16 protein-coding genes and 7 tRNA genes are annotated in these 13,097 nt (G+C 72.3%); 14 read left to right on the top strand and 9 right to left on the bottom strand.

Features of this window, described 5'->3' with window-relative positions:
- Positions 1–563 precede the first annotated feature (563 nt).
- The 3 genes from ABR737_RS10430 to ABR737_RS10420 all read left to right on the top strand — a co-directional run bounded on the left by ABR737_RS10430 (position 564) and on the right by ABR737_RS10420 (position 2,494).
- On the top strand, positions 564–773 hold the full coding sequence (locus tag ABR737_RS10430) for a hypothetical protein (protein WP_350249896.1): 210 nt from the start codon (positions 564–566) through the stop codon (positions 771–773).
- Positions 774–1,040: 267 nt separating this feature from the next.
- On the top strand, positions 1,041–2,141 hold the full coding sequence (locus ABR737_RS10425; RefSeq protein WP_350249895.1) for a phosphotransferase family protein: 1,101 nt from the start codon (positions 1,041–1,043) through the stop codon (positions 2,139–2,141).
- A 74-nt stretch (positions 2,142–2,215) separates the two neighbouring features.
- On the top strand, positions 2,216–2,494 hold the full coding sequence (locus ABR737_RS10420; protein ID WP_350249894.1) for a TFIIB-type zinc ribbon-containing protein: 279 nt from the start codon (positions 2,216–2,218) through the stop codon (positions 2,492–2,494).
- A gap of 135 nt (positions 2,495–2,629) precedes the next feature.
- Here the strand turns inward: ABR737_RS10420 and ABR737_RS10415 are convergent.
- The 5 genes from ABR737_RS10415 to ABR737_RS10395 form a co-directional block, all read right to left on the bottom strand.
- A tRNA-Val gene (locus tag ABR737_RS10415) sits at positions 2,630–2,701 on the bottom strand.
- Between the two features lie 34 nt (positions 2,702–2,735).
- Positions 2,736–2,807, bottom strand: a tRNA-Val gene (locus tag ABR737_RS10410).
- Positions 2,808–2,845: 38 nt separating this feature from the next.
- Positions 2,846–2,917 (bottom strand) — tRNA-Val (locus ABR737_RS10405).
- A 1-nt stretch (position 2,918) separates the two neighbouring features.
- Positions 2,919–2,992, bottom strand: a tRNA-Cys gene (locus ABR737_RS10400).
- Positions 2,993–3,027: 35 nt separating this feature from the next.
- Positions 3,028–3,100: transfer RNA gene (locus ABR737_RS10395), tRNA-Gly, on the bottom strand.
- Between the two features lie 177 nt (positions 3,101–3,277).
- Between ABR737_RS10395 and ABR737_RS10390 the strand changes: the two genes are divergently transcribed.
- From ABR737_RS10390 to ABR737_RS10380, 3 genes are read left to right on the top strand one after another with little or no spacing between them, the layout of a single operon-like run.
- Entirely contained in the window at positions 3,278–4,345 is a 1,068-nt protein-coding gene (locus ABR737_RS10390; RefSeq protein WP_350249893.1) for a chorismate-binding protein, read from the top strand.
- On the top strand, positions 4,342–5,166 hold the full coding sequence (locus ABR737_RS10385; protein WP_350249892.1) for an aminotransferase class IV: 825 nt from the start codon (positions 4,342–4,344) through the stop codon (positions 5,164–5,166). Before ABR737_RS10390 ends, ABR737_RS10385 begins: the two co-directional genes overlap by 4 nt.
- Before the next feature lie 35 nt (positions 5,167–5,201).
- Positions 5,202–6,032, top strand: coding sequence for a GNAT family N-acetyltransferase (locus ABR737_RS10380; RefSeq protein WP_350249891.1), 831 nt, complete (start codon positions 5,202–5,204; stop codon positions 6,030–6,032).
- 88 nt (positions 6,033–6,120) lie between these two features.
- Here ABR737_RS10380 and ABR737_RS10375 read toward each other — a convergent pair whose 3' ends face one another.
- On the bottom strand, positions 6,121–6,648 hold the full coding sequence (locus tag ABR737_RS10375; RefSeq protein ID WP_350249890.1) for a DsbA family protein: 528 nt from the start codon (positions 6,646–6,648) through the stop codon (positions 6,121–6,123).
- A gap of 193 nt (positions 6,649–6,841) precedes the next feature.
- Here ABR737_RS10375 and ABR737_RS10370 point away from each other — a divergent pair, with 193 nt between their 5' ends.
- Positions 6,842–7,303 carry a hypothetical protein gene (locus ABR737_RS10370; protein ID WP_350249889.1) on the top strand — a complete coding sequence of 154 codons (462 nt, stop codon included), beginning with the start codon at positions 6,842–6,844 and terminating at the stop codon, positions 7,301–7,303.
- 68 nt (positions 7,304–7,371) lie between these two features.
- A complete protein-coding gene (locus tag ABR737_RS10365; RefSeq protein WP_018087659.1) occupies positions 7,372–7,527 on the top strand; it encodes a hypothetical protein in 156 nt (51 codons plus the stop codon).
- A 66-nt stretch (positions 7,528–7,593) separates the two neighbouring features.
- Here the strand turns inward: ABR737_RS10365 and ABR737_RS10360 are convergent, their stop codons facing one another.
- Both ABR737_RS10360 and ABR737_RS10355 read right to left on the bottom strand, forming a co-directional pair.
- Complete coding sequence (locus ABR737_RS10360; RefSeq protein WP_350249888.1) at positions 7,594–8,163, bottom strand: CGNR zinc finger domain-containing protein; 570 nt, start codon at positions 8,161–8,163, stop codon at positions 7,594–7,596.
- Positions 8,164–8,390: 227 nt separating this feature from the next.
- Positions 8,391–8,804: an SsgA family sporulation/cell division regulator gene (locus ABR737_RS10355; protein ID WP_003959770.1), complete on the bottom strand. Its 414-nt coding sequence runs from the start codon at positions 8,802–8,804 to the stop codon at positions 8,391–8,393.
- A gap of 190 nt (positions 8,805–8,994) precedes the next feature.
- On the opposite strand from ABR737_RS10355, the gene ABR737_RS10350 reads away from it, so the two are divergent.
- From ABR737_RS10350 to ABR737_RS10335, 4 genes are all read left to right on the top strand, one after another.
- The gene (locus ABR737_RS10350) at positions 8,995–9,426 is read left to right on the top strand and encodes a TIGR02611 family protein (protein WP_350249887.1); all 432 of its coding nucleotides are present in this window, start codon (positions 8,995–8,997) and stop codon (positions 9,424–9,426) included.
- Positions 9,427–9,480: 54 nt separating this feature from the next.
- Positions 9,481–9,552: transfer RNA gene (locus ABR737_RS10345), tRNA-Val, on the top strand.
- Positions 9,553–9,638: 86 nt separating this feature from the next.
- Positions 9,639–10,100 (top strand): SRPBCC family protein, encoded by a 462-nt coding sequence (locus ABR737_RS10340; protein ID WP_350249886.1) that lies wholly within the window; start codon positions 9,639–9,641, stop codon positions 10,098–10,100.
- A 117-nt stretch (positions 10,101–10,217) separates the two neighbouring features.
- A tRNA-Val gene (locus ABR737_RS10335) sits at positions 10,218–10,289 on the top strand.
- Between the two features lie 136 nt (positions 10,290–10,425).
- Here ABR737_RS10335 and ABR737_RS10330 read toward each other — a convergent pair.
- Positions 10,426–11,151, bottom strand: coding sequence for an exonuclease domain-containing protein (locus tag ABR737_RS10330; protein WP_350256741.1), 726 nt, complete (start codon positions 11,149–11,151; stop codon positions 10,426–10,428).
- 199 nt (positions 11,152–11,350) lie between these two features.
- On the opposite strand from ABR737_RS10330, the gene ABR737_RS10325 reads away from it, so the two are divergent.
- Positions 11,351–11,917, top strand: a complete 567-nt coding sequence (locus tag ABR737_RS10325) for a DUF4365 domain-containing protein (RefSeq protein WP_350249885.1) — start codon at positions 11,351–11,353, stop codon at positions 11,915–11,917.
- Positions 11,917–13,095 carry a hypothetical protein gene (locus ABR737_RS10320; RefSeq protein ID WP_350249884.1) on the top strand — a complete coding sequence of 393 codons (1,179 nt, stop codon included), beginning with the start codon at positions 11,917–11,919 and terminating at the stop codon, positions 13,093–13,095. The genes ABR737_RS10325 and ABR737_RS10320 overlap by 1 nt, the downstream gene beginning before the upstream one ends.
- Positions 13,096–13,097 lie beyond the last annotated feature (2 nt).

The following is a 13,097-nucleotide window of genomic DNA, read 5'->3' as shown; positions in this document are numbered from 1 at the left end:
GACGTGGCACAGCTTACGGATTGACGGCACGCTGTGCTGAGAGGCCGCGCATGCGTCGGCGGCCTGATTGCCGGTGGTGGGTGCGATTCCCGCAGCGCGCGGGGAAATCCGGCCGCCGGGCGTCCCGGCTTACCGTGAGGGATCCCAATGACCCGCCGTAGAAGGAAAATTGACGGGACGAAACGGGATCGGGTGTGGTTGGTCCCGGATGCCGGGGATGCGGCCAAGAGGCGGAAAAAGGGGGTGTGTGCCGCGGTCCGCAGGGGCGGGATCGCGGTGCGCGGGGGAGCGGGCGGCGTGAGCGAGGTCACCCTCAGGAGTGCGCGGGCCAGGGCAGCGCAACTCTCCCCCTTGGGGGAGATCCCCGGGGCCTGGGCGCCGTCTCTCCACCCAGGGGAGTACACGTGGCGCCGGGCCGTCATCCTCCCGGAGGCCGATCAATCGGTACGACGGCATGACGCCCGCGGCCGGCCGGCTGCCTACTGTTGTCCACAAGCGGCGGGCGCAGCACTCGTCCCCCGAGGTCAGACGCCCGCCGCCCCAGTCACGACGGGAGCGGGACGATGGTGCAGACCTCAGGGCGGACGGCCCTTCGGGCGCAGGGGCGGCGAGCCGCCGCAGCGCCCGGCGGCTCGCCGCCCTCCGGCACGCGCCATCCCCTCGTCGCGGTGGCCATGGTGCTGCCGCTGGCCTGCGTTCTCGTCGTGGTCTTCGGCGGCTGGGAGGCCGTGATGACACAGGCGTCGTCCGTGGTCGGAATGTTGGGGCGCTGAGCGGCGCCCCGGTCCCGGGAGAGCGGCCCGGGACGGGGACCTCCGGCTGTTAGCCCCGTGGGGACGGGGGTGCGGCGGACGGCACGAAGGCCGGGCATCTGGGGAGATGCCCGGCCTTCGGGTTTCCCGGCCGCTGCCCTGCACCGCCCGCCCGCACCGCGCGTACGATCCCCCTCCGGGCCGCCCGCAGCTCGCACCACTCATGGCGCACCCTTCACGGCCCACCACCCACGACGCCATCCGGCTCGCGCAGCACCAGGGGGAACGATGGCCACCTCACTGCTCGACAGCCTCGCCGCCCTGTCCGCGGCGACGCCCCGGCGCGGTGCTCCGGCCACTGCTCCCGCCCCGGCCGCCGCCCCCGACCCGGCCACCGCTCCCGACCCGGCCGCCGCCCCGGCCCCGGCCCCAGAGGTGCTGGCCGACCGCCCCGACGGCACGGTCGTCCGCAGCGGCCCTACGGTCGCCAAGGCGCACGCCCCCGACGGTGACCCGCACGACCTGGCCACCCGGCTGCAGGTCGCCGCCCACCCCCTTCTGCACGGCATCCTGCTGCCCCCGCTCCCGGTCACCGCCCCCGGCGGCTTCCTCACCTTCACCGAGGACGGCCGCGCCCTCACCCGCTGGCCGTACGGCAGCCCCGTTCCGCCCGACGATCCGGGCGCCGCGCCCTGGGAGGACACCGCCCGCCTGCTGGCCCGTCTGCACACCGTCGACCCGCGCCAACTGCCCGGCCCCGTACCGCCGATGCGCGGTCCCGCCAAGGCCGCCCGCGCCTTGGCCCGGTTGCGCACCGCCCTGGCCGCTGCCGACGGCCCGGCGCCCGCACTCCGGTCCGGCCCGGGATCGCTGCCCGCGGCCGCCGCAGCCGTCGAGCGGGCCTGGGCCCTGTTGCCGCCGTGGGCCCAGGGCGCCGCCCCGCCGCCGCGCACCGGCACCCTCTGCCACGGAGATCTGCACCTGGGCCAGCTGGTCCGCCACCCGGCCACCGACGGCCCCTGGCTCCTCATCGACATCGATGACCTCGGCACGGGCGACGGTGCCTGGGACCTGGCCCGTCCCGCCGCGTGGTTCGCCACCGGCCTGCTCGCACCGGAGATCTGGGCACGCTTCCTCGCCGCCTACCGCGCCGCCGGCGGCCCCGCCGTCCGGCCGTCCGGCGACCCCTGGCCCGACCTGGAGGTTCCGGCCCGCGCCCTGACCGTGCAGACCGCCGCGCTCGCCGTCGCCAAGGCCGTCACCGCCTCCCGTTCCCTGGACGAGTCCGAGGCGGCGGTCGTCGTCGCCTGCGCCCGGATGGCCTCCCTGCCCGACCGGATGACGTCCCCGCCCGACCGGTTGGCGCCCGGCGGCCCGGACGTAAGGTGAACACCCCGCCGCCGGGCGGACGTTCCGGCGGCGCCGCAAGTGAGCAGTGCCGGATGACAGGAGTGGAGCCGACGATGCAGTGCCCCAAGTGCCATGCACCGATGCAGACATACCAGCGCAATGGCGTGCAGATAGAGCAGTGCGCCGGCTGCCGGGGGATCTTCCTGGACTACGGGGAGCTGGAGGCGCTGACCCGCCTCGAGTCGCAGTGGTCCCAGCAGCCCCCGCCGCTGCCCGCCCCGCAGGCCTACCCTGCCGCCCCCGCCTGGGGCGCCCCGCACCAGGGCCACCACGGCCACCATGGGCACCACGGACACCACCGCGGCTTCGGCCACATGCTCTTCTCGTCCTGACCGGTCTCTTCGTCGGGAACGGTCTCTTCGTCCTGACCGGTCTCTCCTGAACCCGGCCTCTGCCGAATGGACCCTGTCTCTCCCGAACAACGACCGAGGGCCGGAGCGAAATGCTCCGGCCCTCGGGATCAGGTGTGGACGATACTGGGATTGAACCAGTGACCTCTTCCGTGTCAGGGAAGCGCTCTCCCGCTGAGCTAATCGTCCGCGGGACCGCGGATCACGAAGATCCACAGCTGCGTGCGCGATACTGGGATTGAACCAGTGACCTCTTCCGTGTCAGGGAAGCGCTCTCCCGCTGAGCTAATCGCGCGGGACGGAAACCCCGGTCAAGCACGTTCGGGGATCCAGTGGACGATACTGGGATTGAACCAGTGACCTCTTCCGTGTCAGGGAAGCGCTCTCCCGCTGAGCTAATCGTCCTTGGAGGTGGAGACGGGATTTGAACCCGTGTAGACGGCTTTGCAGGCCGTTGCCTCGCCTCTCGGCCACTCCACCAGGAGTGAGGGGGTTCGGGAAGATCCCCCACATCGAGCGGACGACGAGACTCGAACTCGCGACATCCACCTTGGCAAGGTGGTGCTCTACCAACTGAGCTACGTCCGCAGATGTCTCTCCCAGACTACGTCCGGGAGCTACGTGTCCTCCGGGGCGCTTGTGCGTCCCGGCGACGTGTTGAACTCTAGCGGATTCCGGGGCCAGTACAAAAACGCGTTTGTGCAGCGTGCTGCGCTGCTCGCTCGGCACAGGCAGCCTCGGGGCCGCCGCCATAGACTCGCTGACGTGCACGACTTCGCTCCGATGGCACGCTTCGGCGGCCTGATAGCCACCGACCTGCTGGATGTGACCAGCGATCCCGCGGCTCTGGACTCCACGGGCTGGTGGGCCGTGGCCGCCGATTTCGAGGGCGCGGTGGTCTGCGCCCGCTTCGGCGACGTACGGCCGGCCACCGCGGCGGACGGCCCGGCCCCCGACGGCTGGCGCGGCCCCGCACCCGGCGCCTGGACCAGTTCCCTGGACCGCGACGCCTATACCGGCGGTGTGCGGCGTATCCGTGAACACATCGCGGCCGGCGACGTCTACCAGGTGAACCTCTGCCGGGTACTGACCGCGCCGCTGCCCGACCCCGCCCGTGCCGACGTGGACGCGCTGTCCGCGGTGCTGGCCCGCGGCAACCCCGCGCCGCACGCGGGCACGATCCGGCTGCCCGGCCACGGCGTCGAGATCGCCAGCGCATCCCCGGAGCTGTATCTGCGGCGCGAGGACCGCACCGTCGCCTCCGGCCCCATCAAGGGCACCGGCCGGACCGCGGCGGACCTCTCGGCGAAGGACCGGGCGGAGAACGTGATGATCGTGGACCTGGTCCGCAACGATCTCGGCCGGGTCTGCGCCACCGGCTCCGTCACCGTCCCGGCACTGTGCGCCGTCGAGGAGCACCCCGGCTTGGTCCACCTCGTCTCCACGGTGCGCGGTGAGCTGGCCGAAGCGAACGAGAAGACCGCCTGGGCGGATCTGCTGGACGCCACCTTCCCGCCCGGGTCGGTCACCGGTGCCCCCAAAACCAGCGCGCTGCGGATCATCGACGAACTGGAGACCGCACCCCGCGGCCCCTACTGCGGAGGCATCGGCTGGGTCGACGCGGACCGCGGCACCGGCGAGCTCGCGGTCGGCATCCGTACGTTCTGGATCGACCGCACCCCGCCCGGCGGCCCGGTGCTCCGCTTCGGCGCCGGCGCCGGGATCATCTGGGACTCCGATCCGGAGCGGGAGTGGGCCGAGACCGAGTTGAAGGCGCGCAGGCTGCTCGCGGTAGCGTCGGGCCTGCACGAGGCGAGTGGAGGAAAGCGATGAAGATCTGGCTCAACGGCACGCTGCAGGACGCCGAGGGCGCCCGGGTCTCGGTCTTCGACCACGGGCTGACGGTCGGCGACGGAGTCTTCGAGACCATCAAGGCCGAACGCGGCCGCGCCTTCGCCCTCACCCGTCATCTGGAGCGCCTGACCACCTCGGCCCGCGGACTGGGACTGCCCGATCCCGATCTCGACGAGGTACGGCGCGGCTGCGCGGCGGTCCTCGACGCCAACCCGATGGCCCTGGGCCGGCTGCGGCTCACCTACACCGGGGGCGTCTCACCCCTCGGCTCGGACCGCGGCGACGCCGGCCCCACCCTGGTCATCGCGCTCTCCGAGACCACGCGCCGGCCCGACACCACCGCGGCCGTCACCGTCCCGTGGACCCGTAACGAACGCGGGGCGCTCACCGGCCTGAAGACCACGTCGTACGGCGAGAACGTCGTCGCCCTGGCCCGCGCGCGTGAAGGGGGCGCCTCCGAGGCGCTGTTCGCCAACACCGTGGGCGCGCTCTGCGAGGGCACCGGCTCCAACGTCTTCGTCGTCCTGGACGGCGAACTGCACACGCCGCCGCTGCACTCCGGCTGCCTGGCGGGCATCACCCGCGCCCTGACCGTCGGCTGGGCCGGCGCCAAGGAGACCGATCTGCCGCTGGACGCGCTGGAGCGGGCCGAGGAGATCTTCCTGACCTCCACCCTGCGCGACGTCCAGGCCGTGACCCGTGTCGACGACCGCCAACTCGCCGACGGCCCGGGCCCGGTGACCGCGGAGGCCATGCGGATCTTCGACGAGCAGTCCGCCGCCGACTTCGATCCGCGGTGATGACGGGCCCGCGCACGGGCGAGTAGAAAGTCCTCGTGACCACAACGCTGCGCCCTGCGGGACCCGAAGAGCGACAGGACGACGGGCGCCGGGCCCGTTCGTACGACATCTGCGTCAACAGCCGCCGGGTCGGGGCGATCCGGCTGACGACGGATGCCCGGTTCGGCCCGGCGGCGGGCCGGATCGCGGAGCTGACCGTCGAGGAGCCGGACCGCCACCGCGGCCGCGCCACGGTCGCCGCACTCGCCGCCGAGGAGGTGCTGCGCGGCTGGGGCTGCCGGCAGATCGAGGTGACCGTCCCGGCCGGCGCCGGGGCCGCCGCCCGGCTCGCCGCGGCGCTGGGCTACACCGAGCGCAGCCGCACGATGAGCAAACCCCTCGACGGCCCGCCCCGGCTGCCCGGGGGCAGCAGCGACCGTGCGCTGAGCGAGGCGGAGTACCCGGCCTGGCGCGACGCCGCGCTCGCCGAGCACATCCGGACGCAGCTGGGCCAGGGGATGCCCCGCGCACGCGCCGAGGAGAGCTCGGCCGCGGGCCATCGCGCACTGCTGCCGGACGGTGTGGACACGCCCGACCAGGCGCTGCGCGTCCTGGCCCACCGCGGCGCGGACGTCGGCAGCATCTGGGTCGCCCTGCGGATGCCGGACCAGCCCGGCGGCTACGTCGTCGATGTACGGGTCGGTCCCGCCCACCGCGGGCACGGCCACGGCCGCACCCTGATGCTGGTCGCCGAGCGCGAGAGCCTGGCCGCCGGACACACCACCCTCGGCCTCAACGTCTACGCGGACAACGCGCCGGCGCTCGGCCTCTACACCTCGCTGGGCTACCGGCCCACCGGGTACCTGCTGTGGAAGCCGATCCTGTGAGGTGGCCCGGCCGGCGCCCGTGAAGCCCGGCCGGTGCCCGTGAGGATCGCCTGCGCCGTGAGGCGCGGCTGCGCCCGTGCGGCCCGGCTCAGCCCTGCCCGGCCAGCAGCCGGTCGGCGATCTCCTCGATACGGGCGCGCAGCCCCTCCTGGCTCGTGCCACCGTCCAGCCGCTCGCCGCCGATCACATACGTGGGGGTCCCGGTCACCCCGATCGCCTTGCCCTCGGCCTGGTCCGCGTCGACGATCAGCAGATGCCGCCCGTCGATCAGCGCGGTGTCCAGCTCCTCGGCGTCCAGCCCCAGCTCCCCGGCGACCTCCAGCAGCAGCTTCTCGCCGCGGGTGCCGAGCTCTTCGCTGCGCGCCAGCACCGCCTCGATGTACGGCCAGCCCTGGCCCTGTTCGATGGCCTCCTCGGCGGCCTGGGCGGCGACGTAGGCGTGCTTGTGCTTGGGGAGGGGGAAGTGGCGCAGCCGGACGTCCAGCCGGTCGCCGTAGCGCGCCCGCAGCGCCCGCAGGTCCTCCAGGGCGGTGTGGCAGTCCGGGCACTGCAATTCGCACCACACGTCCAGAACGGGGCGGTCGGGGCGGGTGGCGGAGGTGGTGGCGTCGTTCATGGGGCCAGTCTTCCAGCCTGCCGCCGGCCGGCACCCGGTGGTACCCGGCCGGTGACCGAACCGGCACCTGCGGAGGAGCGCGACCCCGAGATGTCCCTGAGCCCGTCCCGGAACATGGCCCGGGCACGGGCGGACAAGGCAGGATGGAAGGGAGCAGAGCGCCTGCTCGCCCTTTCAGCAGCAGGAGGACCGGATGCTGACCTCGACCGTCTGTGCCGCGGTGTCGGCAGCGGGCCTGGGCATCGCCGCGCTGACGGCATACCGCAAGCGGTTCCTGGCCGCGACCCGCATCGCCGCTTTTTCCCTGATTCCCATCGGCCTGGTGATGACGGGCGTCATCGACTGGGTCACCAACATCGTCTTCAAGCCCACGGTCTGGGCCGGCTTCGGTGTGCTCGCGCTCTCCGCCGTGCTGTTCATGATCAGCAGGGGAGTGGAGCGCCGCAGGGGCGGGCTCGGCAGCCGCAAGGAGCGCAAGGCCGCGGCGGCCGGCCGGTCCGACGCGGTGGCTCCGGCCGCCTCCGCGCCCTCCCTCGGCGCCGCCCGGGGTGCGGCACAGCCGGCACCCAAGGGGAAGGCGGCTCAGGGCAAGGGCGGCGCACCCAAGGATGACTTCTCGGACATCGAAGCGATCCTGAAAAAGCACGGGATCTGATGAACTACCGCAGCTGAGGCGCTTATCGGGCGCATTGGCACGATCATCTGCGTCATGATGCGCGCGAGATGAACGATGAGTGCGCCCTCGCCCAAGACGACGCCCCGTCCCCCGAACCGCGCGGTTGCCTGTTCGCGCTGTCCCAGCCGCCGCTGATGCTCTTCCTCGCCGTCATCGGCTTTCTGCTCCTCCTCGGGGCGGTGCACGACCTCTTCCTGCTGTGAAGCGGCTGCGCGCCGCCCCCGCTCACCCTGCCGCTGTGCACCGCGCCGGGGTGCCGCGCCCGGCACTCAGCCCGCCGCGGCCTCCCGCCGCCGCGCCCGGTAGGCCGCGACATGCAGCCGGTTTCCGCAGGTGCGGCTGTCGCAGTAGCGCCGGGAGCGGTTGCGCGAGAGGTCGACGAAGGCATGCCGGCAGTCCGGCGCCTCGCAGCGCCGCAGCCGTTCGCGCTCTCCGGCAACGAGGAGGAAGGCCAGCGCCATCCCGCCGTCCGCGGCCAGGTGCTCGGCGACCGACGCGCCGGGCGCGAAGTAGTGGACGTGCCAGTCGTAGCCGTCGTGATCGGTCAGCTGCGGTGTGGTCCCCGCCGAGGCGACCAGCGAGTTCAGCTGTTCGGCCGCGGTGCGGTCGTCGTCGGCCGCGAAGATCCGCGCGAACCGCGCGCGGACGGACCGTACGGCCGCCAGGTCGCCCGCACCGAGCGCCCCCACGTCGCTGACGTCATTGCGCCGGACGAAGTCCTCGAGGGCCGCGAGGCCGGTCAGGCTGTCCGGCGCTCCGGGCGAGTCGCCCTCCGGAGCGGTGTTCAGCAGATCGACGACCGCGTCGAGTGCGCACCGGGTGTCATGGCTGATCAGCACGGTTCCGCTCCCTGGCAGGGTGGGGCCGGACGGGTACCGCCCCCGGTGTGGTTGCCGCATGGTCGCCGAATCCAGCGCCCGGAACAAGCTTCAGCGCCGACTCCGCGGTGGGTCCGCGGCGACGACGCCGAAGTGTGCCGTATGAACTTGTCGGTCCTGCGCCGTCTCCCCGAGTCGGACGGGCGCAAGTGTGAGCGGGTGGGTGCTTTCGGTAACCGTGCTGCGTCTCAGCTCTCCGCGAGGATGTGGGAGAGCTCGGTGTCGAGATCGAAATGCCGGTGCTCCGTACCGGGTGGTACGGCGGCATCGGTCCTTTTGAGGAACGACTCGAGGGCCCGTGCGGGCGCCTCGAGCAGGGCCTCGCCCTCCGGGGAGCTCAGGGCGATGCAGACAACGCCCTGTCCGTGGCTCCGGGACGGCCATACGCGGACGTCTCCGGTGCCCGTGGGCCGGTGCAGGCCCTCGGCGAGGAGGTCGCGGGCGAAAACCCACTCCACGGTCTCCTCGGCTCCGGTATGGAAGGTGGCATGCACGGCATAAGGATCGGCCGTGTCATACCGCAGGCCCGCGGGTACAGGCAGTGAGGACTCGCTCGACACAACGAGGCGCAGGTGCAGCTCGCAGCTGACCGTGGTGTTCATAAGCGCCAGGGCCTTTCGCTCAGTGTGCGCTCGGGGATTCGCACGTCGGCGAAATCGACATGCCACCTACGGTGCCGTTGTAAACCCCTCTGACGGTTTTGTGTGGCTTCAGGTACCTCTTCCGGCGGATTGCGAGATCGTCCTCGGCGGTAATTCCGCCGGAGCCATCCCGTCCGGTAAGTTTGCGGGTATGAATACGCAGAGTAACGGGGGGCCGGGAACGGTGGAGGAGGACGCCGCTCCGGCCGAGCAGCCGCTCGGTTCGAGAGCGCCGCACTTCATCAAGCGCTCCCGGCCGCTGCACGTGAGCTGGCAGGTCGGAGTCTTCGTCGTCGGCCTCGCGGTCGTGGTGGGCGGCGTGATCATGCTGCCGCTGCCGGGACCGGGCTGGCTGGTGATCTTCGCCGGTATGGCGATCTGGGCGACGGAATTCGTCTGGGCCCAGTTGGTGCTGCGCTGGACCAAGCGAAAGGTCACGGAAGCGGCCCGGAAGGCGCTCAACCCCAAGGTGCGGCGGCGCAACATCACCCTGACCGCCATCGGCCTGGTGATCATCGCCGCGCTGCTCGCGGTCTATGTCTGGAAGTTCGGCCTCGCGATGCCGTGGAACATCTCCGAGTGACGTCGCAATGGTCAGAAGTGCCCGCCGACGTGGGGTAATGTTGGCGGTGCGCCCGGGCGATTAGCTCAGTGGGAGAGCGCTTCGTTCACACCGAAGAGGTCACTGGTTCGAACCCAGTATCGCCCACCCCGGACGACGGCCCGGAGACTTCAAGTCTCCGGGCCGTCGCAGTTGTTGCGCGCATGCGCCGCCCTGGGGCGCACACTGGGGTCATGCCCGCCCGGTCACGCCGACTGCACCGCTACCGCTTCCGCACCGTCTGGCTGCTCAACGCCCCGCCGACCGTCGTCTACGCCGTCCTCGAACGCGCCGAGGCCTACCCCCGGTGGTGGCCGCAGGTCCGCGAGGTGAACCCGCTCGACGACCGCAGCGGTATCGCCCGCTTCCGTTCGGTGCTGCCGTACGACCTGACGGTCGTGGCGAGCGAGCGCGTACGGGACCCCGGTGCGGGGGTGCTGGAGATAGGGATGCGCGGCGATCTGGCCGGCTGGGCGCGCTGGACGGTGGTGCCCGGGGCCGGCGGCACCCGCGCCGTCTTCGAGCAGGACGTCGAGGTCTGCAAGCCGCTGCTGCGGCGGATCGCGCTGTTGGGCCGGCCGGTCTTCGTCGCCAATCACGCGCTGATGATGCGGTCCGGGCGCCGCGGGCTCGCCGCCTGGCTGGCCCGCGGATGAGGCACCGCGCGTGCCCCGGCGGGACGGCCCCCGGCCACGGCGGAACAGGAATTTGATGGAAGCCCCGGGCGGCCTGTATTGTTCTGCTCGTTCGCGGGGGATACCCCGCAGGCACCCGGGCGATTAGCTCAGTGGGAGAGCGCTTCGTTCACACCGAAGAGGTCACTGGTTCGAACCCAGTATCGCCCACCGGGATCAAGAACCGGGCCGCAAAAAGCGGCCCGGTTCTTTTCGTTGGGCCAAGGCGGCACCGCGGTGGGAGAACACCGCACCGGGAATTCAGCCAGGTGCCTTTGCCGGCCGGGCCGGAATTGCTGATGAGAGATCAGGCCGCGGCGGGGAGTTCGGGACGCAGCGGCCAATGCGGATCAACGGTTTCGGGGTTGCCGCTGCGCTCGAACCACGCCTGCAGGCCACGCGCCTGGGCGGCGTACCAGACGGCCTGGCGGGTGTGCAGCTCCGCCGGGTGCAGCCCCTCCAGGCGCTCCGCAAAGCGATGGCCCAGGGCCCGGACGACGCGTAGCGCGGCGAGCGCGTCGGCGGCCGCCTCGTGGGCGTCCGTCAGCTCGACCTCGTAGTGGGCGCACAGATCGGTGAGCGTACGGCGGCCCTTGCGGTAGCGATCCAGGTGCTTGTCGAGGACGCGGGGATCGAGGATGCGCAGCGGATGGCCCCCCAGGTAGGCGGCGAGCGAGCTGGCGCGGTGCCGCTTCAACTCGCGCTCCAGGAGCGTGAGGTCGAACGGGGCGTTCATCACGACCAGCGGGCGGCCCGCCATCGACTGGGCAGCCAGGGCGCGCGCGACCTCCTCCAGCACCGGCGCGGGCCAGCGGCCGTGCAGTGCGAGATGGTCTCCCGTCAGGCCGTGCACCGCCGTGGCGGCCTCGGGTATGTCGACGCCCGGGTTGATCAGCCACCGGGTGATCCGGGGCGCGGAACGCGGTGTCTCCTGGACCACCAGGGCGGCGGAGACGATGCGGTCGCGCTCGACGTCGATGCCCGTGGTCTCGGTGTCGAAGGCGGCAAGCGGTCCGTCATACCAGCACGGCATCATCCCAACTCCTCGCGCTCGTACGGTGGATGGCATGCACACCACCCGAGCTGGTGATACCCGAGCCGCCCGGTGCTCGAACCGTCTTTGTTTGCGGAGCACTTGACGCGGAGACAACCAGAGGGACGGGCCGACGTGTTCTGCCTTCTCCCCGTCATCCACCCGTACCGATCGGCACAGCCCGGAAGGCACCCCCGCGATGACGCTCGCGCAGCCCGAACCGGGCGGGCTGCTGCCTCAGCTGACCACACCGCAGCGCGGCGGACTCGCCACCACTGCGTGCATGGAGACCCTTCAGGTGGGTTATCTGCACGCGGTCGCCGCCGCCGCGGGATGTTCGCTGGCGCAGCCCTTCCCGGACAACGGAATCGACTGGCACGTCAGTCATGGCGCGCCAGGCCACACCGTCGACGACGAAGTCACCATCAAGGTGCAGCTCAAGTGCACCTACCAGACCGCTCCCCGCCCGCCGGGGCCGACCTTCGCCTTCACGCTCGACAACGCCCACCTGGTGAAGCTGGCCCGTACGCCCGTATCGGTGCACAAGATCCTGGTCGTGATGCTGGTCCCGCGGAACCAGGAGGACTGGCTGCGGGCCTCCCACGACCGTCTCGCGCTCCGGCACTGCTGCTACTGGATCAACCTGGCCGGTCATCCGGTGACCGGCCGGCGCAGGACCACCGTGCGGATCCCGACCGCGCGGATCTTCGACGACCGTGCGCTCTGCGAGATCATGACGCGGGTCGGGGCGGGAGGGAGACCTTGATGTACCGGCCGACCGACGAATATGACGCGCGGCTCCTGGATCCCGCACAGCTCGATCCGGCGGTGCTCAGCGCGCTGCTGGCTCGGCACGGCTGGCGGCGCCGGGGCGGGGCCGCGGGCCACTACGCCCGGTGGACACCGCCCGGCGGCGCGGCCGGTACCAGCCTGCTGGTGCCGCACGACCGCCGTTTTCCCGACAGCGGGGAACTGCTCGCGGAGGCGCTGGCGGCGCTGGCGCAGAGTTCCGCGGCCTCCGCCCGCGAGGTGCTGGTGGGGCTCGCGGTGCCCAGCGACGAGGTGCGCTGGGAGCGCGAGGTGCCCGACGGCGGCTCGGGGGCGGCGTACTGGGTCGCCCAGGAGCAGTTGCGCGGTGCGGCCCGCTCGATGCTGATCGCCGGGGCGCTGGGGACGTACGGCAGGGCCGGCTACTACGGCGCCCGGCACAAACGGCAGGCCGAGGGGTTCCTGGGCGAGGTGCTGGTCGGTCCGGTGGCGGCCGGGCGCCGGCTGACCGGGTTCGTCCCGGTGCGCTGCGGTCGCGCTGCGGTCGCCGGGCTGCAGCGGGCGCTGCACGCGGCCCGTGACGCCACCGACTACCAGCGGGCCACCGGCGGGATGGAGGCCTTCGACGCGGCCGTCGAGCTGGGGGTCTGCCATGAGCTGGTCCAGGCCCTGATCGCGCTGGTGCGGGACGCGGAGGGGGTGCGGATCGCGGTCGAGTGGTCGCCCGGGGCCGGTGCCCCGGCCGGCTGCCCGGCCCGCCCCGAACCGGTGGAGTTCTCGCCCGGCGACCTGCCCGCCCTGCAGCAGGCGGCCCAGCGCTATGTACGGGACGAGCCGTCGCTGCCCGTCCGGGTGACCGGCGCGGTGATACGGCTGCGCAGGGAGCGTCCTGGCGGGCCCGGCGCGGTGCGGCTGCGGGTGATCACCGGGGCGGACGTGGTGCAGGTGCGGGTCGCGCTGGGGGAGGAGGACTACCGCATCGCCGGACACGCGCACCTGGTGGGGCTGCCCATCCGGGTGAGCGGACGGCTGGAGAGCCGGGGCGGCTTCCGCCGGATCACCGGCGGCCGCGATGTCACGCCCGTACAGGTCGACGAGGCGGAACGGGACCGGCTGCTGAAGTCGCTGCAGGAAAACCTCGACTTCTTCGAGGAGGCGTGCGGCGCCGAGGAATAGCC

The organism is Streptomyces sp. Edi2 (assembly GCF_040253635.1).
In the GTDB taxonomy this organism is placed as follows: domain Bacteria; phylum Actinomycetota; class Actinomycetes; order Streptomycetales; family Streptomycetaceae; genus Streptomyces.
Note: the sequence above shows the minus strand (reverse complement) of the source record. Positions and strands in the feature narration are given on the sequence as shown.

Coding starts and splice junctions, on each gene's coding strand:
- ABR737_RS10365 (WP_018087659.1), top strand. CDS start 7,372: ATGAACGATGAGTGCGCCCTCGCCCAAGACGACGCCCCGTCCCCCGAA.
- ABR737_RS10340 (WP_350249886.1), top strand. CDS start 9,639: ATGCCCGCCCGGTCACGCCGACTGCACCGCTACCGCTTCCGCACCGTC.
- ABR737_RS10325 (WP_350249885.1), top strand. CDS start 11,351: ATGACGCTCGCGCAGCCCGAACCGGGCGGGCTGCTGCCTCAGCTGACC.
- ABR737_RS10355 (WP_003959770.1), bottom strand. CDS start 8,804: ATGAACACCACGGTCAGCTGCGAGCTGCACCTGCGCCTCGTTGTGTCG.
- ABR737_RS10350 (WP_350249887.1), top strand. CDS start 8,995: ATGAATACGCAGAGTAACGGGGGGCCGGGAACGGTGGAGGAGGACGCC.
- ABR737_RS10370 (WP_350249889.1), top strand. CDS start 6,842: ATGCTGACCTCGACCGTCTGTGCCGCGGTGTCGGCAGCGGGCCTGGGC.
- ABR737_RS10425 (WP_350249895.1), top strand. CDS start 1,041: ATGGCCACCTCACTGCTCGACAGCCTCGCCGCCCTGTCCGCGGCGACG.
- ABR737_RS10430 (WP_350249896.1), top strand. CDS start 564: ATGGTGCAGACCTCAGGGCGGACGGCCCTTCGGGCGCAGGGGCGGCGA.
- ABR737_RS10420 (WP_350249894.1), top strand. CDS start 2,216: ATGCAGTGCCCCAAGTGCCATGCACCGATGCAGACATACCAGCGCAAT.
- ABR737_RS10375 (WP_350249890.1), bottom strand. CDS start 6,648: ATGAACGACGCCACCACCTCCGCCACCCGCCCCGACCGCCCCGTTCTG.
- ABR737_RS10320 (WP_350249884.1), top strand. CDS start 11,917: ATGTACCGGCCGACCGACGAATATGACGCGCGGCTCCTGGATCCCGCA.
- ABR737_RS10385 (WP_350249892.1), top strand. CDS start 4,342: ATGAAGATCTGGCTCAACGGCACGCTGCAGGACGCCGAGGGCGCCCGG.
- ABR737_RS10330 (WP_350256741.1), bottom strand. CDS start 11,151: ATGCCGTGCTGGTATGACGGACCGCTTGCCGCCTTCGACACCGAGACC.